This is a genomic window from Pseudomonas sp. TE31087 (genome assembly GCF_057284075.1).
Genome location: NZ_JBXVNN010000001.1, coordinates 4,882,402 through 4,904,562, shown reverse-complemented (window position 1 = coordinate 4,904,562; position 22,161 = coordinate 4,882,402). Strand labels below are relative to the sequence as shown.

Sequence of the window (22,161 nt, the reverse complement as noted above, 5' to 3'; positions counted from 1 at the left end):
CTCAATGTCCTGTAACGGTCAGGCCCGGAAAGCTGATCAGCGACAGAACCTGTTCGGCGATCATCTTCTGGCCTGTGATGGTGAAATGAATACCGTCGTCGACCCGCACCTTGACCCGCTTGCCCTGCGGTGTCTGCACCGTATACGAGAAGTTGGCGTCGGTGTAGCCGAGGATCGGGTTGGCCGAGACGTAATGCTGGCCAAACAGCGCGGTCTGCTCCTGGTAGAGCCCGCTGAGGTAGCCCATGGCCGTGGACAGCCGCGCCTTCTCCATGTTCGGCGGCCCGACCCAGATCACCTGCACGTTGTGTGTGCGCGCCTGCTCGAGGATCGAATCGATACGGGCACGGTAGGCGACCTCCCACTCCGGCGACTTGAAGCGCAGGAATGGCTTGCCCTTGCCCTGGGGCATGTCCCAGGGGTCGTTGGGACCGAGGAACACCACCATCAGGCGCACGTTCGGCTCATGATCGAGGGTGTCTGCCACGGTCTTCGGCCAGTTGAAGAAGCCCGGGTAGGCAAGGCCGGTACTCTGCTTGCTGAGGTTGACGGTACGGATCTGGTAGCGCTTGCGCAGGCTGTTGGCCAGGTGCGGCGCCACGCCCTGCATCAGCGAGTCGCCGACCAGGAACACTTCGTCACCAGCGGCCAGCGAGGCCACAGTCCCCGGCTGCAACAACGCCGGGGCCGGCGTGGGCGGTGCAGGCTGGGCGACAACGACGGCGGCTGGCGCATGGACCGGCGCAGGCGTCGGCTGTGCATGCGCGGGCGTCGGCATTGGTGGCAGCGGCTTGGCCAGGGTCGCCGGGGTTTGCAGATCGACCGTGACCACCGGCATCGGCGCGGGCAGTACCTCGATCGCCGGCTCCTCGGCCAGTTGCGACGCAGGCCGCATCTGCTCGAGCAGGTCATCGCGCTGCGCTTCCAGCATCGCCGTCAACTGCGCGCCCATGCGCCAGGCTGGCAGCTGGCCCAGCAGCGGTATCTCGCAGCTCTGGTGGTATTTCTGCTGGCAGTAGAGCTTGATCGAATCCTGGTTCAGCCAGAACAGCAACGCGGTGGTGACCACGATCGCATACAAGCCACGGGCGGCGCCCATCTGCACCTGGAACAGCTGTTTGCTATCAGAAGCTTGCATAGATGAACCCCGGCACGCCCGACTGCGAAGCGAAAATCACCAGCGACACACCGACCCCGAGCGGGATCGGGTACAACTGCCACGGCAGGCGCTGGAACAGCGCGCCACTCTGGCGCAACAGCGCCAGCCACTGGGGATAACTGGCCACGAACAACACACAGGCCAGCAGCATCAGGCCCGTGGCGCTGTTCAGGCCCGCCAGGCTCAGCTGGGCGATGTTGCCGAGCATCTCCATCGCGCCCTCAAGCGTCGGGCTGCGGAAGAAGATCCAGGCGAAGGCCACGTAGTGGAAAGTCATCAACCGCGCCATCAGGCCCGAACCCGGCAGCCGCGCGAAACCCGGAAACCACTGGCTGAACAGCTTGGAAATGGCCAGGCCGACGCCATGCAGGGCGCCCCAGATGATGAAGTTCACGCTCGCCCCGTGCCACAGGCCGGACACCAGCATCGCCAGCAGCATGTTCAGGTTGCCGCGCCATACGCCCTTGCGGTTGCCGCCCAGCGGGATGTACACATAGTCGCGGATGAAGCGCGACAGGCTGATGTGCCAGCGCCCCCAGAATTCCTTGAGGTTGTGCGCGGCGTACGGCGCGTCGAAGTTGTCCGGCAGACGGAAGCCCAGCAACAGGGCGATGCCGGTGACCAGGTTGGTGTAGCCGCTGAAGTTGAAGTAGATCAGCAAGCTGTAGCCGTACACGCTCAGCAGAACCTGCTCGGGGCTGGCGCTGCCCGGGGTGTCGAACACCGGGTCGACCCACTCGCTGCCCAGCCAGGCGCTGAGGAAGAACAGCTTGACCACCGCCATGGCGATCAGCCCCAGCGCCCGCTGCGGTTCCAGCACCTGGCGCATGGCCGGCGGGCGGATCTGCGGCAGCATGTGCAGGGCACGGTTGACCGGCCCGGCCACCAGGCTGGGGAAGAACGCCAGGTACAAGGCCAGGTCCAGCGGCGGCACCGGCGCCAGCTCGCGGCGGTTGATCGACACCAGGTAGCTGACCGAATGGAAGGTGTAGAACGACAGCCCGATCGGCACCAGCACTTCCAGCAGCGGCAGCGCCACATCGAACCCGGCGGTGGCCAGCGCGGCCTGCGCGCCTTCGACGAAGAACGCCTGGTACTTGAACAGGTAGAAGCAGCCCAGCACCAGCGTCAGCAGCAGCACGCGGCTGAACCAGCGCCCGGGATAGCGCCCCGCCAGCTGGCCGAGCAGGTACACCAGCGCGCTGTAGCCCAGCAGGATGTACAGCGACTGCAGGCTGAAGCTCGCCACCAGGCCGTAGCTGGCGGTCAGGAGCAGCAGGTTCTGCAACCGCACGCTCCAGCACAGGCTCCAATAGAGCAGGAAGAACAGCGTGAAACAGAGGCCGAATTCAATCGAGAGGAAGCTCACAACGTAGTCCATTACATGACGTCGGGGAGGAAGGTCTTTGACCCGCAGGCCAGAGCGCGCGGATTATGGCAGAGGGCCGCCACCCCCACAATTCGATTGCATGACGGATTGCAAGATGGCTTGCGCCAGACAAGTGCAACAAAATGCGACGAACGATAGGCCCACGCAATTTGCTCCCCCTGCCCCGCTCTGCTAGTGTCGCGCCGTTCTGAACGCCACAGAGACAGTCGCCATGGCCCGCAAAAAAACCTCCATCGATTTCGAACAATCCCTCGCCGATCTGCAAGCCCTGGTCGAGCGCCTGGAGAACGGCGAACTGTCGCTGGAAGAGTCGCTGGCCGCCTTCGAACAGGGCATCGCCCTGACCCGCGATTGCCAGGGCGCCCTGGCCCAGGCCGAGCAGAAGGTGCAGATCCTGCTGGAGCGTGACGGCGAGCTGGCTGCCCAGCCGTTCGACGCGGAGCCCGAGGCATGATCGCCCAGTACCAGCAAAGCGCCCAGGCACGGGTCGATGCCGCCCTCGAACCGCTGTTCCAGGCGCCGTCGAAGGAGCTTGAACGCCTCTATGCCGCGATGCGCTACAGCGTGATGAACGGCGGCAAGCGCGTACGCCCATTGCTGGCCTATGCCGCCTGCGAAGCCTTCGGCGTGCCGCCCGAGCATGCCAACGGCGCGGCCTGCGCGGTGGAGCTGATCCATGCCTACTCGCTGGTGCATGACGACCTGCCGGCGATGGACGACGACGACCTGCGTCGCGGCCAGCCCACCACCCACAAGGCGTTCGACGAAGCCTGCGCAATCCTCGCCGGCGACGGCCTGCAGAGCCTGGCCTTCAGCGCCCTGCTCGACCCGCGCCTGAGCCCGCAGGCCGACGCCATCCGCCTGCAGATGGTCCAGGCCCTGGCCAGGGCCGCCGGTCCCGCCGGCATGGTCGGCGGCCAGGCCATCGACCTGGGCTCGGTGGGCGTCAAGCTCGATCAGCAAGCCCTGGAATACATGCACCGGCACAAGACCGGCGCGCTGATCGAAGCCAGCGTGCGCCTTGGCGCCCTGGCCAGTGCCCGCGCCGATCAGGCCCAGCTCGATGCCCTGCAGACTTATGCACAGGCCATCGGCCTGGCGTTCCAGGTGCAGGACGACATCCTCGACGTGGAGAGCGACACCGCCACCCTGGGCAAACGCCAGGGCGCCGACATCGCCCGCGACAAGCCGACCTACCCGGCGCTGCTCGGGCTGGAGGCGGCCAAGGCCTATGCCGTGGAGCTGCGCGACCAGGCGCTGGCCGCGCTGCAAGGCTTTGGCGACAACGCCGAGCCGTTGCGGGCGCTGGCCCGCTACATCGTCGAACGCCGCCACTAAAACCTGACACATCCCCCTGTAGGAGCGGCCTTGTGTCGCGAAAGGGGTGCGCAGCAGCCCCGGGATTTCAGCGTTGACGCAAAGATTGCCGGGGCCGCTTTGCGGCCCTTTCGCGACACAAGGCCGCTCCTACAGGATCTCTGCCGCACTGGTGGTCCTCATACACCCGTCCGAATGGGCAGCTTTTCCTACAATGGGGTAAACTGCCGCGTCTTCACACCTATAACGACACGCCTGATGCCCACGACGTTTCAAGAGATCCCCCGCGAACGCCCGGTCACGCCTTTGCTGGACCGCGCCGACACGCCCGCCGGCCTGCGCCGGCTGGCCGAAGCCGACCTGGAGACCCTGGCCGACGAGCTGCGCCAGGACCTGCTCTATACCGTGGGGCAGACCGGTGGGCATTTTGGTGCGGGCCTGGGCGTCATCGAACTGACGATCGCCCTGCACTACGTCTTCGACACCCCGGACGACCGGCTGGTGTGGGACGTCGGCCACCAGGCCTACCCGCACAAGATCCTCACCGGCCGCCGCGAGCGCATGCTCAGCCTGCGCCAGAAGGACGGCATCGCCGCCTTCCCGCGCCGTAGCGAGAGCGAATACGACACCTTCGGCGTCGGTCATTCCAGCACCTCGATCAGCGCCGCGCTGGGCATGGCCATCGCCGCCCGCCTGCAGAACGATCCGCGCAAGTCGATTGCCGTGATCGGCGACGGCGCGCTGACCGCCGGCATGGCCTTCGAGGCGCTGAACCACGCGCAGGAAGTGGATGCCAACATGCTGGTCATCCTCAACGACAACGACATGTCGATCTCGCGCAACGTCGGCGGCCTGTCCAACTACCTGGCCAAGATCCTCTCCAGCCGCACCTACGCCAGCATGCGCGAGGGCAGCAAGAAAGTGCTGTCACGCCTGCCCGGGGCCTGGGAGATCGCCCGTCGTACCGAAGAGTACGCCAAGGGCATGCTGGTGCCCGGCACCCTGTTCGAGGAACTGGGCTGGAACTACATCGGCCCGATCGACGGCCACGACCTGCCGACCCTGATCGCCACCCTGCGCAACATGCGCGACCTCAAGGGCCCGCAGTTCCTGCATGTGGTGACCAAGAAGGGCAAGGGCTTCGCCCCGGCCGAGGTCGATCCGATCGGCTACCACGCGATCACCAAGCTGGAGCCGGCCGACAAGCCGGTCGCGCCGAAAAAAGCCAGCGGGCCAAAATACGCCTCGGTGTTTGGCCAGTGGCTGTGCGACATGGCCGCCGCCGACAACCGCCTGGTGGGCATCACCCCGGCAATGAAGGAAGGCTCGGACCTGATCGACTTCAGCGAACGCTATCCCGAGCGCTACTTCGACGTCGCCATCGCCGAACAGCACGCGGTGACCTTTGCCGCGGGCATGGCCTGCGAGGGCGCCAAGCCGGTGGTGGCGATCTACTCGACCTTCCTGCAGCGCGCCTATGACCAGCTGATCCACGACGTGGCGGTGCAGGACCTCGATGTGCTGTTCGCCATCGACCGCGCCGGCCTGGTCGGCGAGGACGGCCCGACCCACGCCGGCGCCTACGACCTCTCGTACCTGCGCTGCATCCCCGGCATGCTGGTGATGACCCCCAGCGACGAGAACGAGCTGCGCAAGATGCTCAGCACCGGCCACCACTACAAGGGCCCGGCCGCCGTGCGCTACCCGCGCGGCACCGGCCCCAACGCGCCGATCAGCGGCGACCTGGAACCACTGGAGATCGGCAAGGGCGTGATCCGCCGCCAGGGAGGCAAGGTCGCCCTGCTGGTGTTCGGCGTGCAACTGACCGAAGCCTTGCAGGTGGCCGAGCAGATCGACGCCAGCGTGGTCGACATGCGTTTCGTCAAGCCGCTGGACGAGGCGCTGGTGCTGGAGATGGCCGCCAGCCACGAACTGCTGGTGACCATCGAGGAGAACGCCATCATGGGTGGTGCCGGCGCCGCCGTCGGCGAGTTCCTGGCCCGCGAGGGCGTGGTCAAGCCGCTGCTGCACCTGGGCCTGCCGGATATCTATGTCGAGCATGCCAAGCCTGCGCAGATGCTGGCTGAATGTGGGTTGGATGCGGCCGGTATCGAAGCCTCCGTCAAAGCCCGGATGGCCAAGCTCGGCCTCTAGGGCCCTTTCGCGGGTAAACCCGCTCCCACAGGGACTGCACAGCGTTCAAGGTCTGTGGAGATCCTGTGGGAGCGGGTTTACCCGCGAATGCGATGGAACTGCCCATGAAAAAATCTGCCTGTGCCGCACTCCTCTGCGCCCCTACGTTCCTGCTGGCCGCCGAACGCGATGACGCCCTGAAACTCCCCGACGTACTGATCAGCGCCAGCCGCCAGGTCGAGTCACGCACAACCACCAGCGCCGCCAACACGGTGTTCACCCGTGCCGATATCGATCGCCTGCAACCGAGCGGCGTCACCGACCTGCTCACCCGCGTCCCCGGCGTGCAGGTGGCGCCCACCGGCGGGCGCGGCAGCCTGCCCGGCATCTTCATCCGCGGCACCAAGGCCGCCCAGACCCTGGTGCTGGTCGACGGCGTGCGCATTGCCAATGCCACCTCTGGCGACAGCGCCCTGCAGTTCCTCGGCATCGACCAGATCGAACGTGTGGAAGTGCTGCGCGGCTCGCGCTCAGCGATCTACGGCAGCGACGCCATTGGCGGGGTGATCCAGATCTTCACCCGCCGTGGTGACGGCCAGGGCCTGCAACCGCGCCTGCGCCTGGCCGCCGGCAGCAATCAGACCTGGCAACGCAGCCTGGGGCTGTCGGGCGGTGATGGCGCGACCCGCTTCAACCTCGGCGCCAGCCTCGACGAAACCGCCGGCATCGATTCGACCGGACCGTCGTATTCCAGCGATGGCGACCATGACGCCTATCGCAACCGTTCATTCAACCTCAGCCTGAGCCATGCCTTCAATGAACGTTACGAAGCCGGCCTGAACCTGCTCGACAGCCGAGGACGCAGCGAGTACGACAATCCCTTTGGCCGCTTCGACATGGCCACTTTCCAGAGCTTCGGCCAAAAGCCCTATACCGATTTCACGGTCAGCAGCCTGGGCACCTACTTGGACGCCCAGCTCACCGAGGCCTGGCATTCGCGCCTGGAGTTGGGTCACAGCGAAAATCGCGACGACAAACGCGACAAGCTCAGCAATGAGCGCTTCGTGTTCAACACTTATCGCGACCAGGCGACCTGGCAGAACGACTTCGTCGTGGATGAGCGCAACAACCTGCTGGCGGGGACCGACTGGTATCAGGATCGCGTCCACGCCAGCACCGACTTCACCGAGGACAGCCGCTTCAATCGCGCTGTGTTCATCCAGCATCGCTTCACCGGTGAACACTTTTCCACCGAATTGGGCGTGCGCCGCGACCAGAACCAGCAGTTCGGCGGCCAGACCACCTGGAGCGGCAGCGTCACGGTACCGGTCAATGTCGACAACGATGTGTTGCTGTCCTACAGCGAAGGTTTCCGCGCACCGACGTTCAACGATCTGTACTACCCCCAGTACAGCAACCCGAACCTCGACCCCGAGCGCTCGAAAAGCTACGAGTTGCAGTGGCGCAGTCAACTGAGCAAGGAAAGCCGCCTGGAGGCTTCGCTGTACCGCACCGACCTGCGTGACGCGATCATCTTCGGCGCAGGCTCCATACCCCGTAACGTGGCATCGGCCCGGATCAACGGCTTTGAGCTGGGTCTGGAGCAGCAGTGGGGCGCATGGCACAGCCAACTGGGCCTGGCCTTGATCGACCCTCGCGATCGCGATAGCGGGCACACCCTCGCCCGCCGCGCCCGACGGACCTTGAGCCTGGATCTGGATCGACAATTCGAACGGTTCAGCCTGGGCGGTAGCTGGCAGGCAGTGAGCGGCAGCTACGATGACGAGGCCAATCGCAATGCGCTGGGTGGCTACGGCCTGCTTGGATTGCGTGGAGGCTGGGCCGCGAGCGACGAGGTTCGGCTGGAACTGAAACTCGACAACCTGCTGGACAAGCACTACAGCCGTGCCCTGTACAGCTTCGACGGCAGCCAGTACGGCTATCGCGAAGAAGGCCGCACCTGGCTGCTGAGCCTTACCTGGACCCCGACCCTCTAGCCTCCAGCAGCGCGCACAGCCGGGCAGTGGCCTCGATCATCTGCCCGCTGGGCCGCTCCAGGCCCTTGTCCGGCACCACCAGCAAGCGTTCCCCCTTCACGGCGCTCAACTGCGGCCAGCTACGCCAGCTGGCCAGCTGCGCCGCGTCACCCGCCAGGATCACCTCGGGATCGCGCAGCAGCACCGACTCCACACTGACCTGCGGCGCGGGCTGGGCCAGGTCGTCGAATACATTGCGTGCCCCGCAGACGCGCAAGGCATCGCTGACCACTTGGCGCCCACCCAGGGTGTACAGCGGCTTGTCCCAGACCTGGTAGAACACCCGCAGTGGTGTTTCGCGCCGGTAACGCTCTCGCAGCGCCTGCAGCCGCGCACGCAGGCTGGTGGCATAAGTACGACCTTGCTCGTCACGCCCGAGGCGCCGGGCGATGGCTTCGATCTGCTCGATCAACTGGTCGAGGTCGCCGGGCTCGCCACTGAACGTGGCGATACCCAGGCGTTTGAGCTGGTCGCGCTGGGCCGGTGCAACGCTGCCAGGCCAGAGCAGCAGCAGGTCAGGCTTGAGACTGAGCAGGCGCTCCATGTCCAGCTGGCCATGGCGCCCGACCGAGGGCAGGTCCTGAAGGCTCGGCGGACGCTCACCCGCGTCCAACAGGCCCACCAACAGGTCGCCGGCCTCCAGTTCGAGGACGATCTCGGTCATCGACGGCGCCAGGCTGACCACCCGCGGCCCGGCCTCGGCCAGGGTACCGAGGCACAACAATGCGAGGGAGGCGAAAAACGCCCGCATCAGCCGAGCTGGCGCGGAATACGGTAGAGGTACAGCACCACCACGGAGGACAGGGCGAGGAGGATCTGCGGCACGGCCTCCAGCCCGACCAACACCGACAGTGCAGCGACCCAGGCCGGGAAGCAGGCGAACAGCATGGCCAGGCGTCGAACCCGCGCCAACTCGATCCAGGCAGCGGGTTCGTCCGGCGTGCCCAGCTGCTTGTCGGTGGCGATCAATGCCCGCTTGTAGGTGCCGAAGCGCGGCAGGCTGAGGAACATGGTCGCGGCCCCGGCGATGAACAAGGGCATGGCCAGCACCGGGATCAGCGGCTCACCGCCGCCGAACGCCCAGGCCATTATCGGCAACGGCAACAACCCCATGGCCAGGTACTGCCACCAGGCCAGGGCCAGCCGCCGCTTCACCTCGCCGCGGGTCACGCCTGTGGCACCTCGCCCTGGTGCTTGTTGCCCATCATGTGGCCAAGCTTGTCGGCCTTGGTGGCCAGATACAGGCGGTTGTGCGGGTTGTGACCGGTGTGCAGCGGCACGCGCTCGGCAACCTTGATACTCATGTCGGTCAGGGCCTTGACCTTGCGCGGATTGTTGGTCATCAGACGCAGCGATTTCACGCCCAGGTGTTCGAGCATCGGCAGGCACATGGCGTAGTCACGCTGGTCGGCGGCGAAGCCCAGTCGCTCGTTGGCCTCGACAGTGTCGGCGCCGCCATCCTGCAGCTCGTAGGCGCGGATCTTGTTCAGCAGGCCGATGCCACGGCCCTCCTGGCGCAGGTACAGCAGCACGCCACGACCTTCGCGGGCGATGGCCTGCAGCGCGGCTTCAAGTTGCGAGCCGCAGTCGCAGCGCTGGCTGAACAGGGCATCGCCAGTCAGGCACTCGGAGTGCAGGCGCCCCAGCACCGGCTCGCCGTCCGCGATGTCACCCAGGCTGAGCACCACATGCTCGCGGCCAGTGGCTTCGTCGAGGAAGCCATGCATGGTGAAGATCGCAAAGGGAGTCGGGAGTTTAGAGGCGGCAACAAAGACGACGGGCACGTTGTGCTCCTGGATAGTAGGATTTTTCAGATCGGCCGATTGTATCAGCAGCCCGGCGCAGGTGCGCAGGAGGAATATGGTGGCTTAAGATCGAAATGTTCGATGCTTATGGAACAAGGACCAAATCCTGTAGGAGCGGCCTTGTGCCGCGAACGGGGCGCGCAGCGGCCCCAGATTCCGAGCCACCATCGAAATTGCTGGGGCCGCTACGCAGCCCATCGCGGCACAAGGCCGCTCCTACAAGAACAGCGACATGAGCCTAATGCGGCTGGCTATCCGCAGTGAACGGATACGGCTGCTTCCAGCGCTCGAAGATCGGCTTCAACTCACCGCTGCGCACCAGTTGCGCCATGCGCCGGTCGAACAGGTCGCGCAAGGCCTCGCCCTGCGCGCTGCGGGTAAACGCCAGGTACAGCGGCAGCTCGGCAACGTGGGTGCTGCGAAAACGCTGGGGCTCGGGCGCCTGTCCGAGCACATATTCGACCTCGGTCTGCGCATCGACGTAGAAGTCCACCCGGTCATGCTCAAGCATGGGCAGGATCCCTTCACGGCGCTGGACCTCGCGGAAGTTGTGCACCTTGGGCAGGTAGCTGGCGTAGTCATAGCCACGCACCCAGGCCAGGCGGTACTGGCCGATGGTGTCCAGCGTGGGCTGCGGCTTGCCGGCCAGGCCAAGGGCGTAGATATGGTCCATGTCGAAATGCCAGCGCGGATAGAGGTTGTCGTCGTTCTCTTCTTTGTACGAGCCGACCCAGGCATCCGCCTCGCCCCGTTTCACCAAACCGACCGAGCGGCTGTACGGCGCGCTCAGCACCTTGACCTTGACCCCGGCCGGCTCGAACACCTGGCGCAGCACGTCCCAGGCCAGCCCGCTGCCATCGGCGTTGGTGTAGTCGAGCCACTCCTCGCTGACCAGGCGCACCTGTTGCTCCTGCGCCATGACGCCGGGCGCCGCGCAAAGCAGCACCCACGCCAGCAACACACTCCTCAAGGCCATCGCAACGCTCCCTGTATCAGGCCACCGCCCACACCAGAACCTGCATGCCCAGCCAGGCGAACACGCCGGCCAGGATATCGTCGAGCATGATCCCGAAGCCACCATGCACATGGCGGTCGACCCAGCGGATCGGCCACGGCTTGAGGATGTCGAAGAAGCGGAACATCAGGAACCCCGCCAGCAGCCACTGCCAGCCTTCCGGCACCAGCCACAGGGTGATCCACATGCCGACGATCTCGTCCCAGACAATGCCCTCGTGATCGTGCACGCGCAAGTCGTTGGCCACCTTGCCGCACAGCCACACGCCGAACAGCATGCTGATGCCCAGCAGCAGCCAGTAGCCCCAGTCGGGCAGCATCTGCCACAGCGGGATGAACGGCAGCGCCACCAGCGACCCCCAGGTACCGGGGGCCTTGGGCAGGGTGCCGGAGCCGAAGCCGAAGGCGATGAAGTGCCACGGATTGCGCCAGACCGAAGGCGGAACGAACTCCGCAGGCACCTGGTTGGGGTGGTCGGTCACGGTGTCTCCCTGAAATGTTGATAGCCCCGCTGCACGGGGGTGATGTCCTGGCCCTGCGGGTCACGCAGGGTCACGCCCTGCCCTTGCAGCACGCGCCCGATGACGTGCACCTCGCGGGCCAGGGAGGTCAGTGCGCTTTCCGGCAGGGTGAAGGCCAGCACGTAGTCGTCGCCGCCAGTGAGCGCCGCCTGCACCGCCGCCTCGCGCCCCAGGAAAGCCTGTAAAGGAGCAGACACGGGGACCTGCGCCAGGTTCACCTCAAGCGCGACGCCGGACGCCTTGGCGATATGCCCGCAGTCGGCCAGCAGGCCGTCGGAGATATCCAGTGCCGCCGTGGCCAGGCCACGCAGGCGCTCGCCCAACTGCAGCTGGGGCAAAGGCGACCAGTAGTGCTCCAGCAGTGGGCCGGCCACCTCGGCAGCCGCCTCGCGCTCGCCCAGCACCAGCGGCAAGGCGCCCGCCGCATTGCCCAGGAAACCACCGACGCACAGCAGGTCGCCCGGCTGCGCGCCGCTGCGGCGCAGGGCCTGGCCCGCCGGTACCCGGCCGAACACGGTCACGGTGATGCTCAGCGGCCCACGGGTGGTGTCTCCGCCGATCAGGGTCATGCGGCAACGGTGGGCCATGCGGCCGAGGCCATCGGCGAAGGCTTCGAGCCAGTCCGGGCCGACTTCGGGCAGGGTCAGGGCGAGGGTGAAGCCGATGGGCGTGGCGCCCATGGCCGCCAGGTCGCTGGCCGCCACGGCGAGCGAGCGCTGGCCCAGCAGCAGCGGGTCGCAGACCGCGGGGAAATGCACAGCGGCCACCAGCGTGTCGGTGGAGATCGCCAGCTGCTCGCCGGCGGGCAGGTCCAGCAGGGCGCAGTCGTCGCCGATCCCCAGGGCCACACCCTCGCCGCCCTGCGCACAAGGCGCGGCGGCGAAGTAGTGACGGATCAGCTCGAACTCACCCATGGCTGGTCAGCGCCGCGATCAGCGCTTGTTCGCCTTGACTTCCGCCTCACGCAGACGCGGAGCCAGCTTGTCCAGCACGCCGTTGACGAACTTGTGGCCGTCGGTGGCGCCGAAGACCTTCGCCAGCTCCACGCCTTCGTTGATGACGACGCGGTACGGTACGTCGACGCGCATCATGAACTCCCAGGTGGACAGGCGCAGCACGGCCAGCTCGACCGGGTCGAGTTCTTCCAGCGGCGTGTCCAGGCAAGGCTTGAGCGCCTCGTCGATCTCGGCCTTCTTCGCTGGGACCCCGTGCAGGATCTCGCGGAAGTAGGCGCCGTCGACATCGGAGAAATCGTTATCGACCCGGAACTGCGCTTCCACTTCGTTCAGCGAGTGCTTGGCCATGTGCCACTGGTAGAGCGCTTGCGTGGCGAGCTTGCGGGCTTCGCGACGCTTGGCGCTCTTCGAGGGCTTGCCGGCATCCGCAGGTTTTGGATCGCGCGGGTTGAAACGATCGCTTTCGTCGCTAATCACTTGGCCTCCAACTGCGCCAGCAGACTGACCATTTCCAGGGCCGACAGGGCAGCTTCGGCACCTTTGTTGCCGGCCTTGGTGCCGGAACGTTCGATGGCCTGCTCGATGGAGTCGACGGTCAGGACGCCGAAGGCCACCGGAACACCGAACTCCATGGACACCTGGGCCAGGCCCTTGGTGCACTCGCCCGCCACGTATTCGAAGTGCGGGGTACCGCCACGGATTACTGCGCCCAGGGCGATGATCGCGTCATAAGCACCCTGCTGGGCGACTTTCTGCGCTACCAGCGGGATTTCGAACGCGCCCGGGGCACGGATGATGGTGATGTCGCTTTCGCTGACGCCGTGGCGTACCAGGGCATCGACTGCACCGCTTACCAGGCTTTCGACGACGAAGCTGTTGAAGCGGCCAACCACCAAAGCATAGCGACCTTTGGGGGCGATGAAGGTACCTTCGATGGTCTTCAGGGTCATTCCGGAGTTCTCATCTTCAAGAGCGAGGCCGCGCTGTGGCGGCCTCGGGAGGGTTTGGACTCGAGTCCAGGGGCGAAAATGCCGCCTCAAGTCACTCGGAGGGCACGTATTCTACAACTTCCAGATCGAATCCGGATATCGCATTGAACTTCATCGGCGAACTCATCAGGCGCATCTTGCGCACGCCGAGGTCGCGCAGGATCTGCGAACCGGCACCGACGGTGCTGTAGGTGGTCGGCGCTTTCGCCGGGGCATCGCCCGCGCTCTCGCGGATATGCGCCAGCAGCACGTCGCCGTCCAGCGGGTGGCCCAGCAGCAGCACCACGCCGCTGCCGGCCTCGGCCACCGCGCTCATGGCTGCGCGCAGGCTCCAGCGGCCCGGTTGCTTGACCATCAGCAGGTCGCGCAGCGGGTCCATGTTGTGCACGCGCACCAGGGTCGGCTCCTCGGCGCAGATCTTGCCCAGGGTCAGGGCCATGTGCACATCGCCTTCCACCGCATCGCGGTAGGTGACCAGGTTGAACTGGCCCAGCTCGCTCTCGATCGGCTGCTCGGAGACGCGCTGCACGGTGCGCTCATGGATCATGCGGTAGTGGATCAGGTCGGCGATGGTGCCGATCTTCAGGCCGTGCTCGGCGGCGAACACTTCCAGCTCGGCGCGGCGCGACATGGTGCCGTCGTCGTTCATCACCTCGCAGATCACCCCGCTTGGCTCGAAGCCGGCCATGCGCGCCAGGTCGCAGGCGGCCTCGGTGTGGCCGGCGCGGGCCAGGGTGCCGCCGGGCTGGGCCATCAGCGGGAAGATATGACCGGGGCTGACGATGTCCTCGGCCTTGGCGTCCTTGGCGGCGGCGGCCTGCACGGTGCGGGCGCGGTCGGCGGCGGAAATGCCGGTGGTGACGCCTTCGGCGGCTTCGATCGACACGGTGAACTTGGTGCCGAAGCCCGAGCCGTTGCGCGGCGCCATCAGCGGCAGCTTGAGCGTTTCGCAGCGCTCGCGGGTCATCGGCATGCAGATCAGGCCACGGGCGTGCTTGGCCATGAAGTTGATGTGCTCGGGCAGGCAGCACTCGGCCGCCATGATGATGTCGCCTTCGTTCTCGCGGTCTTCGTCATCCATGAGGATGACCATTTTGCCCTGGCGGATGTCTTCGACCAGTTCTTCGATGCTGTTGAGCGCCACGCGGCACCCCCTTCTCAATCAGGATTTCAAGAAGCCGTTGGCGGCCAGGAAGCTTTCGGTGATGCCACTGCCTTTGCTCGGCTCGGCGGCCTTGTCGCCCAGCAGCAGACGCTCCAGGTAACGGGCCAGCAGGTCGACCTCAAGGTTCACCCGACGCCCTGCGCGGTAGTCGGCCATGATGGTTTCGGACAGGGTGTGCGGGACGATGGTCAGCTCGAACTCGGCGCCATCGACTTCGTTGACCGTCAGGCTGGTGCCGTCGACGGTGATCGAGCCCTTGTGGGCGATGTACTTGGCCAGCTCCTTGGGCGCGCGCACGCGGAACTGGATAGCGCGGGCGCTATCGGCGCGCGAGACGATCTCGCCGACGCCGTCGACGTGGCCGCTGACCAGGTGGCCGCCCAGGCGGGTGGTGGGGGTCAGGGCCTTTTCCAGGTTGACCCGGCTGCCGCTCTTGAGATCGACCATGGCGGTGCGCTTGAGGGTCTCGACGCTGACGTCGGCCCAGAAGCCGTCGCCAGGCAGCTCGACGGCGGTCAGGCACACGCCGTTGACCGCGATGCTGTCGCCAAGCTTGACGTCGCCCAGGTCGAGCTTGCCGGTCTCTACGTAGACGCGCACGTCACCGCCCTTGGGGGTGAGGCTGCGGATGGTGCCGATGGATTCGATGATGCCGGTGAACATGGTGTTCTCCTAGATACGGGCTGCGCGAGGCAAGCCTGGCATTATACGCCGGGGGGCGGCAGGGGGATGGCAGTGACTCGCCAGTCATCGCCGACCGCGCGCATTTCGGTGATCTTCAGCCGCGGCGCCTCGCTCATTTTCGACAGCGGCCAGTCCAGCAACGGGCGCGCTTCGGAGCCGAGGAAGGTGCCGGCGACGAACAGCTGGTACTCGTCGACCAGGCCCTGGCGGGCGAAAGCGCCGACCAGGCCGGCGCCGGCCTCCAGCAGGATTTCGTTGACCCCGCGCCCAGCCAGGGTGCGCAGCAGTGCCGGCAGGTCGACACGCCCCTCGCTGCCGGGCAGGTTGATCAGTTCATGGCCGGCGGCCGCATAGCGTGGGTCTTCACCGGCGGCGGTCACCACCAGTGCCGGGCCGGCCTGGAAGAACGGCGCGTCCAGCGGCAGACGCAGGCGCCCGTCGATCAGCACGCGCAACGGCGGGCGCGACAGGGCCAGGGCGGTGAGCGCGTCATCCAGGCCCAGCTCCTCGCCACGCACGGTCATGCGGGCGTTGTCGAACAGCACGCTCTCGGCGCTGGTCAGCACCACGCTGGAGCAGGCGCGCAAGCGCTGCACCGCGGCACGCGCCGCAGGGCCGGTGATCCATTGGCTTTCGCCGCTGGCCATGGCGGTGCGGCCGTCCAGGCTCATGGCCAGCTTGGCGCGCACGAACGGCAGGCCCTGCTCCATGCGCTTGAGAAAGCCCGGGTTGAGCGCGCGAGCCTCGGCCTCGAGCACACCGCTGGCGACTTCGATGCCGGCCTCGCGCAGCCGCTGCAGGCCATTGCCGGCCACTTGCGGATTGGGGTCCTGCATGGCCGCCACCACCCGCGCCACCCCGGCCTTGACCAGCGCCTCGGCGCACGGCGGCGTGCGGCCATGGTGGCTGCAGGGCTCGAGGGTGACATAGGCGCAGGCGCCGCGGGCGCGCTCACCGGCCTGGCGCAGGGCATGGACCTCGGCGTGCGGCTCGCCGGCGCGCACATGCCAGCCTTCGCCGACCACCTCACCGTCACGCACGATCACGCAACCCACGCGGGGGTTGGGGTGGGTGCTGTACAGGCCCTTGCGGGCCAGTTCCACGGCGCGGGCCATGTAGTGGGCGTCGAGAATGGCTTGGCTGGACATGCTTACTCTTTAGCCGGCTCGCGGGCCAGGCGGTCGATTTCTTCGCGGAATTCGTCGAGGTCCTGGAAGCGCCGGTAGACCGAGGCGAAACGGATATAGGCCACCTCGTCGAGCTTGCGCAGCTCGGCCATCACCATCTCGCCGACCACCAGCGACTTCACTTCGCGCTCGCCGGTGGCGCGCAGACGACTCTTGATATGCGCCAGCGCCGCTTCCAGACGCTCGACGCTGACCGGGCGCTTTTCCAGCGCGCGCTGCATGCCGGCGCGCAGCTTGTCTTCGTCGAAGGGCTGGCGCGTGCCGTCCTGCTTGATCAGCCGGGGCAGGACCAGCTCGGCGGTTTCGAAGGTGGTGAAGCGCTCGCCGCAGGCGACGCATTCGCGCCGACGACGCACCTGTTCGCCCTCGGCGACCAGACGCGAGTCGATGACCTTGGTGTCGTTGGCACCGCAAAACGGACAGTGCATGGTGGCAGGCAACAAAAAAAGGGAGGGCCATGGTAGCGCATTGCACTGGCAAGACAAGCCAAAGGGTTTACCATCCATGCAAATCTGCCCGTGAAGGACTACCCCATGCACCCTCGAGCGCTCGTCGTGCTGTGTTGCGCCGCCCTGCTCGCCGCCTGCGGCAGCGACCGCCCCAAGCCGGAACAGGCCCCTGCCCCTGTGCCGGCCAAGGTGGCCAAGAAAACCGAACCCCTGGGCCCGCTGCCAGCCTACCAGCGCGAGCTGAGCGGCACCCTGCTGGAAATCCCGGCGGGCGCCGACGTGGAGCTGGCCCTGCTGGTGATCGACGAGCGCGGCCGACCACAGCAACTGCTGGCCAGCAGCACCCTGAGCGGCACCGGCCAGGCCCTGCCCTACCGCCTGCGCTTCAACCCCGAAGCCTTCCCCGCCGGAGCCCGCGTCGAACTGCGCGGTCGCGCCAGCCGCTCCGGCCAGCTGATCCTGCACCTGCCGCCGGTACGCATCGCCCAGGCCCAGACCCAGGCCACCGGCCCGCTGCGTTTCGAAAAGGCACCGTAGATGGCCCCGGCAATCCTGCAACAGGCCCTGAGCGGCCTGATCGGCGAAGCGCGGCTGATCGTCAGCGAACTGCCCGGGTGCGACCTGAAACTCTGGTTGATCGACGAGCAGAACATGGACCGCGAGTTCAGTAGCGAGGAAACCCGGCGTATTCTCGAGGAGCCGCCCTACTGGAGCTTCTGCTGGGCCAGCGGCCTGGCCATGGCGCGCTACCTGGCCGAGCGCCCGCAGTGGGTGCGCGGCAAGCGCGTGCTGGATTTCGGCGCCGGCTCCGGCATTGCCGGGATCGCCGCCGCCCGGGCCGGCGCCCTGGAGGTGGTGGCCTGCGACCTCGATCCGCTGGCCCTGGACGCCTGCCGTGCCAACGCCGCGCTGAACGGTGTGACGCTGAGCTACAGCAGCGACTTCTTCGCCGAAGCCGACCGCTTCGACCTGATCCTGGTCGCCGATGTGCTCTACGACCGCGCCAACCTGCCGCTGCTGGACGAGTTCCTCAGCCGTGGCCGCCAGGCGCTGGTCGCCGATTCGCGGGTGCGCGACTTCAGCCACCCGCTGTACCGCCCGCTCGGCGTGCTCGAGGCACTGACCCTGCCGGATCTGGCCGAGCCGCACGAATTCCGCCGGGTCAGCCTGTACCATGCCAGCCGCAAGCCCTTATAGTGGGGGTATTCACGGATTTGCGAGAGTTGCGATGAGCCAAGCTTCTGATAACAAAGATGTGCCGTACATCTTCGATGCCACCGATGCCACCTTCCAGCAACTGGTCATCGAGAACTCCTTCCACAAGCCGGTGCTGGTCGACTTCTGGGCCGAGTGGTGCGCGCCGTGCAAGGCGCTGATGCCGTTGCTGGCAAAGATCACCGAGGGTTATCAGGGCGAACTGCTGCTGGCCAAGATCAACTGCGACGTCGAGCAGCAGGTCGTCGCCCAGTTCGGCATCCGCAGCCTGCCGACCGTGGTGCTGTTCAAGGACGGCCAGCCGGTCGACGGTTTCGCCGGCGCCCAGCCCGAGTCGGCCATCCGCGCCATGCTCGAACCCCATGTGCAGATGCCCGCGCCGCCCGCCGCCGCGCCGCTGGAGCAGGCCAAGACGCTGTTCGCCGAAAGCCGCTTCAGCGAAGCCGAGGCCCTGCTGCAGGTACTGCTGGGTGAAGACAACAGCAATGCCGAGGCACTGATCCTCTACGCCCGCTGCCTGGCCGAGCGCGGCGAGCTGGGCGAGGCCCAGGTGGTACTCGACGCGGTCAAGACCGACGAGCACAAGGCCGCCCTGGCCGGCGCCAAGGCCCAGCTGACCTTCCTGCGCCAGGCCGCCAGCCTGCCGGAAGCCGCCGAGCTGAAGAGCCGACTGGCGCAGAATCCGCAGGACGACGAAGCAGCCTACCAGCTGTGCATCCAGCAGTTGGCGCGCCAGCAGTACGAGGCCGCGATGGACGGGCTGCTGAAGCTGTTCCAGCGCAACCGCGCCTACGAGAACGGCTTGCCGCAGAAGGCGCTGCTGCAGGTGTTCGAATTGCTGGGCAACGCTCACCCGCTGGTCAGCGTGTATCGCCGCAAGCTGTCCGCTGCGCTGTTCTGACGCCACGGCAAGGCAAACCCGTGGGAGCGGGCTTGCCCCGCGATCACCGGCGAAGCCGGTGCCATAAACCGCATCGCGGGGCAAGCCCGCTCCCACGCCGCTCCAGTTAAATCAATAAGTCACCTCTTACTACAAGAAAGCAGACGTGCTCCGCGATGTATCGCTCACCCCACCCAGCGATACACCGGCGCATCCACGCCGCTTTCCACCTTCACCTCACTGCTGTGGCGCAAGCGCACCAGCAGCCGCTTGCCCGCCGCCACGCTCCCGGCCAGCCCTTCCAGGCGCTCCAGCAGCTCCGGCCCACCCATCTGGCCCGCCTGGCGCAGCACTTCACGCGCTGCCGCCCACTGCCCGTCATCCTGCCGAGGCACCGGGTTGCCGGTGACCGGCAGCGCCTCGACAGAGGCCGGCACCTCCAGTCGACGCCCCAACTGTGCCCACTCCTCCGGCGCCAGCTCAACGGTCAGGTCCACCGGCCAGTCACCGATCTGTCCACGAATTCTCACGATAGGTTCCTTGCTTTCAGGCTCGATGCCGCCATGCTCCCACGAACATGAAACCTGTGCCAGACAGGCTGGCGGGGCAAAGAACAATTGTTATAACATCACAAATCATCCCAAGCCGCCTGTGGAGCCGTCCATGCGTCGTCTGTTGCTCGCCCTGCCCTTCGCCCTGCTACCCCTGGCCGTGGCCCATGCCCACGACGACCATGATCATGACCATGCCCATGGCTCCCTCGGCACCCACGAGCATGGCGTGGCCAAGCTCAACGCGGTGCTTGACGGCAATACCCTCGAGCTGGAACTGGACAGCCCGGCGATGAACATCGTCGGCTTCGAGCACGTAGCCAGCAGCGATGCCGACAAGGCCAAGGTCGCCGCCGCCCGCCAACAGCTCGAACAGCCCCTGAAACTGTTCGGCATTGCACAGGCCGCCGGTTGCAAGGAAGACGCCCAGGAGCTGGAAAGCCCGCTGTTCGGTGACGCCGACGAGGATGGCGACAGCCATGAGCACGGTCACGCGCACGCCGAGGTCAACGCCCACTATCAGCTGACCTGCGCCACCCCGGGCAAACTCACCCAGATCGACCTCGGCCCGCTGTTCAAGACCTTCCCGCAGACCCAGAAGATCAACGTGCAACTGATCGGCCGCAACGGCCAGAAAGGCGTCGAGGCCACCCCCGCCAAGGCCATGGTCGCGTTCTGAATGAACCAGCCGCTGATCGAACTGCATGACCTGGTGTTCGCCTGGCCCGGCCAGGCGCCGCTGCTGGAAATCCCGGCCTTTCGTCTGGAGCCCGGCGAGGCGCTGTTCCTCAAGGGCCCCAGCGGCAGCGGCAAGACCACCCTGCTCGGCCTGCTGGGTGGCGTCAACCGCCCCGGGCAAGGCAGCATCCGTCTGCTTGGCCAAGACCTCGCAACCCTGGGCCAGGGCGCGCGCGACCGTTTCCGGGTCGATCACACCGGCTACATCTTCCAGCAGTTCAACCTGCTGCCGTTCCTGTCGGTGCGGGAGAATGTCGAGCTGCCCTGCCGCTTCTCGAAAAGCCGCGCGGTCCGCGCCGCCCAGCGCCATGGCAGCATCGACCAGGCCGCTGCCCAACTGCTCGCCCACCTGGGCCTGGACGACCCGGCCCTGCTCGCCCGCCGCGCCGACAGCCTGTCGATCGGCCAGCAGCAGCGGGTCGCCGCGGCACGGGCGCTGATCGGCCAGCCCGAATTGGTGATCGCCGACGAGCCCACCTCGGCCCTCGACGCCGACACCCGCGAGGCCTTCATCCGCCTGCTGTTCGACGAATGCCGCGACGCCGGCGCCAGCCTGCTGTTCGTCAGCCATGATCAGAGCCTGGCGCCGCTGTTCGACCGGCACCTGTCCCTGGCCGAGCTCAACCGCGCCGCCAAGCCCCGGGAGGCCTGATGTACCTGCTTCGCCTTGCCTTGGCCAGCCTGGCCAACCGCCGCTTCACCGCCCTGCTCACCGCGTTCGCCATCGCCTTGTCGGTGTGCCTGCTGCTGGCCGTCGAGCGGGTGCGCACCGAGGCCCGCGCCAGCTTCGCCAGCACCATCAGCGGTACCGACCTGATCGTCGGCGCCCGCTCGGGGTCGGTGAACCTGCTGCTGTACTCGGTGTTCCGCATCGGCAACGCCACCAATAACATCCGCTGGGACAGCTACCAGCACTACGCCAGCGACCCGCGGGTGAAATGGGCCATCCCGATCTCCCTGGGCGACTCGCACCGTGGCTACCGGGTGATGGGCACCACCACCGACTACTTCAGCCATTACCAGTTCGGCCGCCGCCAGCACCTGGCACTCGACCAGGGCCGGGCATTCGCCGACGATCCGTTCGAGGTGGTGCTTGGCGCCGAAGTGGCCCAGGCGCTGCACTACAAGCTCGGCGACAAGCTGGTGCTGGCGCATGGTGTAGCCGCCATCAGCCTGGTCAAGCATGACGACAAGCCGTTCACCGTGGTCGGCGTGCTCGAGCGCACCGGCACCCCGGTGGACCGCACCCTGCACATCAGCCTGGCCGGCATGGAGGCGATCCACATCGACTGGCACAACGGCGTGCCGGCCCGTGGTGCCGGGCGTATCAGCGCCGAGCAGGCTCGAACCATGGACCTGCAGCCCGCAGCAATCACCGCCTTCATGCTCGGGCTCAACAGCAAGATCGCCACCTTCAGCCTGCAGCGCGAGATCAACGAATACCGCGCCGAACCGCTGCTGGCGATCCTGCCCGGCGTGGCCCTGCAGGAGCTGTGGAGCCTGATGGGCACGGCGGAGCAGGCCTTGTTCGTGGTGTCGCTGTTCGTCGTGCTCACCGGCCTGATCGGCATGCTCACGGCCATTCTCACCAGCCTCAACGAGCGCCGCCGGGAGATGGCCATCCTGCGTTCGGTGGGTGCCCGTCCCTGGCACATCGCCGGGCTACTGGTGCTCGAGGCACTGGCCCTGGCGCTGGCGGGCATCGCCGCCGGGCTGGGGTTGCTGTATGCGGGCATCGCCCTGGCTCAAGGCTATGTACAGGCCAACTATGGGCTATACCTGCCACTGGCCTGGCCGAGCGCCCACGAGTGGACGTTGCTGGCCATCATCCTAGGCGCGGCGCTGCTGATGGGCAGCGTGCCGGCCTGGCGCGCCTATCGGCAGTCGTTGGCCGATGGTTTGTCGATTCATCTTTAAGAGACAGACATGACTCTAGACTTCACCGCCCTCTTCGCGGGTAAACCCGCTCTCA

The 22,161-nt window shown here is 66.6% G+C and carries 25 protein-coding genes; 10 read left to right on the top strand and 15 right to left on the bottom strand.

The genetic code is table 11. From position 1 onward, the window contains the following. Nucleotide 1: 1 nt before the first annotated feature. Nucleotides 2–1,138, bottom strand: coding sequence for an SGNH/GDSL hydrolase family protein (locus tag ACZ899_RS22175; protein WP_234560577.1), 1,137 nt, complete (start codon nucleotides 1,136–1,138; stop codon nucleotides 2–4). Then, nucleotides 1,125–2,540, bottom strand: a complete 1,416-nt coding sequence (locus ACZ899_RS22170; protein WP_234560576.1) for an MBOAT family O-acyltransferase — start codon at nucleotides 2,538–2,540, stop codon at nucleotides 1,125–1,127. The genes ACZ899_RS22175 and ACZ899_RS22170 overlap by 14 nt, the downstream gene beginning before the upstream one ends. Before the next feature lie 220 nt (nucleotides 2,541–2,760). Between ACZ899_RS22170 and ACZ899_RS22165 the strand changes: the two genes are divergently transcribed. The 4 genes from ACZ899_RS22165 (at nucleotide 2,761) to ACZ899_RS22150 (ending at nucleotide 7,996) form a co-directional block, all read left to right on the top strand. Next, on the top strand, nucleotides 2,761–3,003 hold the full coding sequence (locus ACZ899_RS22165) for an exodeoxyribonuclease VII small subunit (protein ID WP_028690287.1): 243 nt from the start codon (nucleotides 2,761–2,763) through the stop codon (nucleotides 3,001–3,003). Next, nucleotides 3,000–3,887: a (2E,6E)-farnesyl diphosphate synthase gene (gene ispA / locus ACZ899_RS22160; protein ID WP_234560575.1), complete on the top strand. Its 888-nt coding sequence runs from the start codon at nucleotides 3,000–3,002 to the stop codon at nucleotides 3,885–3,887. The genes ACZ899_RS22165 and ispA overlap by 4 nt, the downstream gene beginning before the upstream one ends. A 237-nt stretch (nucleotides 3,888–4,124) precedes the next feature. Continuing rightward, nucleotides 4,125–6,020 carry a 1-deoxy-D-xylulose-5-phosphate synthase gene (gene dxs / locus ACZ899_RS22155; RefSeq protein ID WP_234560574.1) on the top strand — a complete coding sequence of 632 codons (1,896 nt, stop codon included), beginning with the start codon at nucleotides 4,125–4,127 and terminating at the stop codon, nucleotides 6,018–6,020. 104 nt (nucleotides 6,021–6,124) lie between these two features. Then, a complete protein-coding gene (locus ACZ899_RS22150; protein WP_234560573.1) occupies nucleotides 6,125–7,996 on the top strand; it encodes a TonB-dependent receptor domain-containing protein in 1,872 nt (623 codons plus the stop codon). Here ACZ899_RS22150 and ACZ899_RS22145 read toward each other — a convergent pair. From ACZ899_RS22145 to nrdR, 12 genes are all read right to left on the bottom strand, one after another. Beyond that, nucleotides 7,974–8,786, bottom strand: coding sequence for a cobalamin-binding protein (locus tag ACZ899_RS22145; protein ID WP_234560572.1), 813 nt, complete (start codon nucleotides 8,784–8,786; stop codon nucleotides 7,974–7,976). The genes ACZ899_RS22150 and ACZ899_RS22145 overlap by 23 nt on opposite strands. Continuing rightward, entirely contained in the window at nucleotides 8,786–9,205 is a 420-nt protein-coding gene (locus tag ACZ899_RS22140; protein WP_234560571.1) for an MFS transporter, read from the bottom strand. Before ACZ899_RS22140 ends, ACZ899_RS22145 begins: the two co-directional genes overlap by 1 nt. Then, nucleotides 9,202–9,819, bottom strand: coding sequence for a GTP cyclohydrolase II (ribA, locus tag ACZ899_RS22135; RefSeq protein ID WP_011531972.1), 618 nt, complete (start codon nucleotides 9,817–9,819; stop codon nucleotides 9,202–9,204). Before ribA ends, ACZ899_RS22140 begins: the two co-directional genes overlap by 4 nt. 259 nt (nucleotides 9,820–10,078) lie before the next feature. Then, nucleotides 10,079–10,816 carry a substrate-binding periplasmic protein gene (locus ACZ899_RS22130; protein ID WP_234560570.1) on the bottom strand — a complete coding sequence of 246 codons (738 nt, stop codon included), beginning with the start codon at nucleotides 10,814–10,816 and terminating at the stop codon, nucleotides 10,079–10,081. A 16-nt stretch (nucleotides 10,817–10,832) separates the two neighbouring features. After that, on the bottom strand, nucleotides 10,833–11,336 hold the full coding sequence (locus tag ACZ899_RS22125; RefSeq protein ID WP_023632630.1) for a phosphatidylglycerophosphatase A family protein: 504 nt from the start codon (nucleotides 11,334–11,336) through the stop codon (nucleotides 10,833–10,835). Beyond that, the gene (gene thiL, locus ACZ899_RS22120) at nucleotides 11,333–12,289 is read right to left on the bottom strand and encodes a thiamine-phosphate kinase (protein WP_203650066.1); all 957 of its coding nucleotides are present in this window, start codon (nucleotides 12,287–12,289) and stop codon (nucleotides 11,333–11,335) included. Before thiL ends, ACZ899_RS22125 begins: the two co-directional genes overlap by 4 nt. Before the next feature lie 18 nt (nucleotides 12,290–12,307). Further along, nucleotides 12,308–12,808 (bottom strand): transcription antitermination factor NusB, encoded by a 501-nt coding sequence (gene nusB, locus ACZ899_RS22115; protein WP_062575338.1) that lies wholly within the window; start codon nucleotides 12,806–12,808, stop codon nucleotides 12,308–12,310. After that, nucleotides 12,805–13,281, bottom strand: a complete 477-nt coding sequence (gene ribH / locus ACZ899_RS22110; RefSeq protein ID WP_003255395.1) for a 6,7-dimethyl-8-ribityllumazine synthase — start codon at nucleotides 13,279–13,281, stop codon at nucleotides 12,805–12,807. Before ribH ends, nusB begins: the two co-directional genes overlap by 4 nt. A gap of 91 nt (nucleotides 13,282–13,372) precedes the next feature. After that, nucleotides 13,373–14,464 carry a bifunctional 3,4-dihydroxy-2-butanone-4-phosphate synthase/GTP cyclohydrolase II gene (gene ribBA / locus ACZ899_RS22105; protein WP_050703586.1) on the bottom strand — a complete coding sequence of 364 codons (1,092 nt, stop codon included), beginning with the start codon at nucleotides 14,462–14,464 and terminating at the stop codon, nucleotides 13,373–13,375. 18 nt (nucleotides 14,465–14,482) lie between these two features. Next, nucleotides 14,483–15,148, bottom strand: coding sequence for a riboflavin synthase (locus tag ACZ899_RS22100; protein ID WP_050703585.1), 666 nt, complete (start codon nucleotides 15,146–15,148; stop codon nucleotides 14,483–14,485). A 41-nt stretch (nucleotides 15,149–15,189) separates the two neighbouring features. Then, a complete protein-coding gene (gene ribD, locus ACZ899_RS22095; RefSeq protein WP_234560569.1) occupies nucleotides 15,190–16,317 on the bottom strand; it encodes a bifunctional diaminohydroxyphosphoribosylaminopyrimidine deaminase/5-amino-6-(5-phosphoribosylamino)uracil reductase RibD in 1,128 nt (375 codons plus the stop codon). Nucleotides 16,318–16,319: 2 nt separating this feature from the next. Continuing rightward, the gene (nrdR, locus tag ACZ899_RS22090) at nucleotides 16,320–16,784 is read right to left on the bottom strand and encodes a transcriptional regulator NrdR (RefSeq protein ID WP_009685710.1); all 465 of its coding nucleotides are present in this window, start codon (nucleotides 16,782–16,784) and stop codon (nucleotides 16,320–16,322) included. A 105-nt stretch (nucleotides 16,785–16,889) separates the two neighbouring features. On the opposite strand from nrdR, the gene ACZ899_RS22085 reads away from it, so the two are divergent. Genes ACZ899_RS22085 through trxA form a run of 3 tightly spaced genes read left to right on the top strand, consistent with a single transcriptional unit; the run spans nucleotide 16,890 to nucleotide 18,921 of the window. Then, nucleotides 16,890–17,342: a YbaY family lipoprotein gene (locus ACZ899_RS22085; protein WP_028690274.1), complete on the top strand. Its 453-nt coding sequence runs from the start codon at nucleotides 16,890–16,892 to the stop codon at nucleotides 17,340–17,342. Further along, a complete protein-coding gene (locus ACZ899_RS22080; RefSeq protein ID WP_234560568.1) occupies nucleotides 17,343–18,002 on the top strand; it encodes a class I SAM-dependent methyltransferase in 660 nt (219 codons plus the stop codon). Between the two features lie 31 nt (nucleotides 18,003–18,033). Then, nucleotides 18,034–18,921 (top strand): thioredoxin, encoded by an 888-nt coding sequence (gene trxA / locus ACZ899_RS22075; RefSeq protein WP_234560567.1) that lies wholly within the window; start codon nucleotides 18,034–18,036, stop codon nucleotides 18,919–18,921. A gap of 164 nt (nucleotides 18,922–19,085) precedes the next feature. On the opposite strand, the gene ACZ899_RS22070 is transcribed toward trxA, so the two are convergent. Continuing rightward, a complete protein-coding gene (locus ACZ899_RS22070; RefSeq protein ID WP_232856662.1) occupies nucleotides 19,086–19,430 on the bottom strand; it encodes a hypothetical protein in 345 nt (114 codons plus the stop codon). 133 nt (nucleotides 19,431–19,563) lie between these two features. Here ACZ899_RS22070 and ACZ899_RS22065 point away from each other — a divergent pair, with 133 nt between their 5' ends. Genes ACZ899_RS22065 through ACZ899_RS22055 form a run of 3 tightly spaced genes read left to right on the top strand, consistent with a single transcriptional unit; the run spans nucleotide 19,564 to nucleotide 22,106 of the window. After that, on the top strand, nucleotides 19,564–20,130 hold the full coding sequence (locus ACZ899_RS22065) for a DUF2796 domain-containing protein (protein WP_234560566.1): 567 nt from the start codon (nucleotides 19,564–19,566) through the stop codon (nucleotides 20,128–20,130). Continuing rightward, nucleotides 20,131–20,841, top strand: a complete 711-nt coding sequence (locus ACZ899_RS22060) for an ABC transporter ATP-binding protein (RefSeq protein WP_234560565.1) — start codon at nucleotides 20,131–20,133, stop codon at nucleotides 20,839–20,841. It abuts the gene before it with no gap. Beyond that, complete coding sequence (locus ACZ899_RS22055; protein ID WP_062361877.1) at nucleotides 20,841–22,106, top strand: ABC transporter permease; 1,266 nt, start codon at nucleotides 20,841–20,843, stop codon at nucleotides 22,104–22,106. The genes ACZ899_RS22060 and ACZ899_RS22055 overlap by 1 nt, the downstream gene beginning before the upstream one ends. Nucleotides 22,107–22,161: the final 55 nt, after the last annotated feature.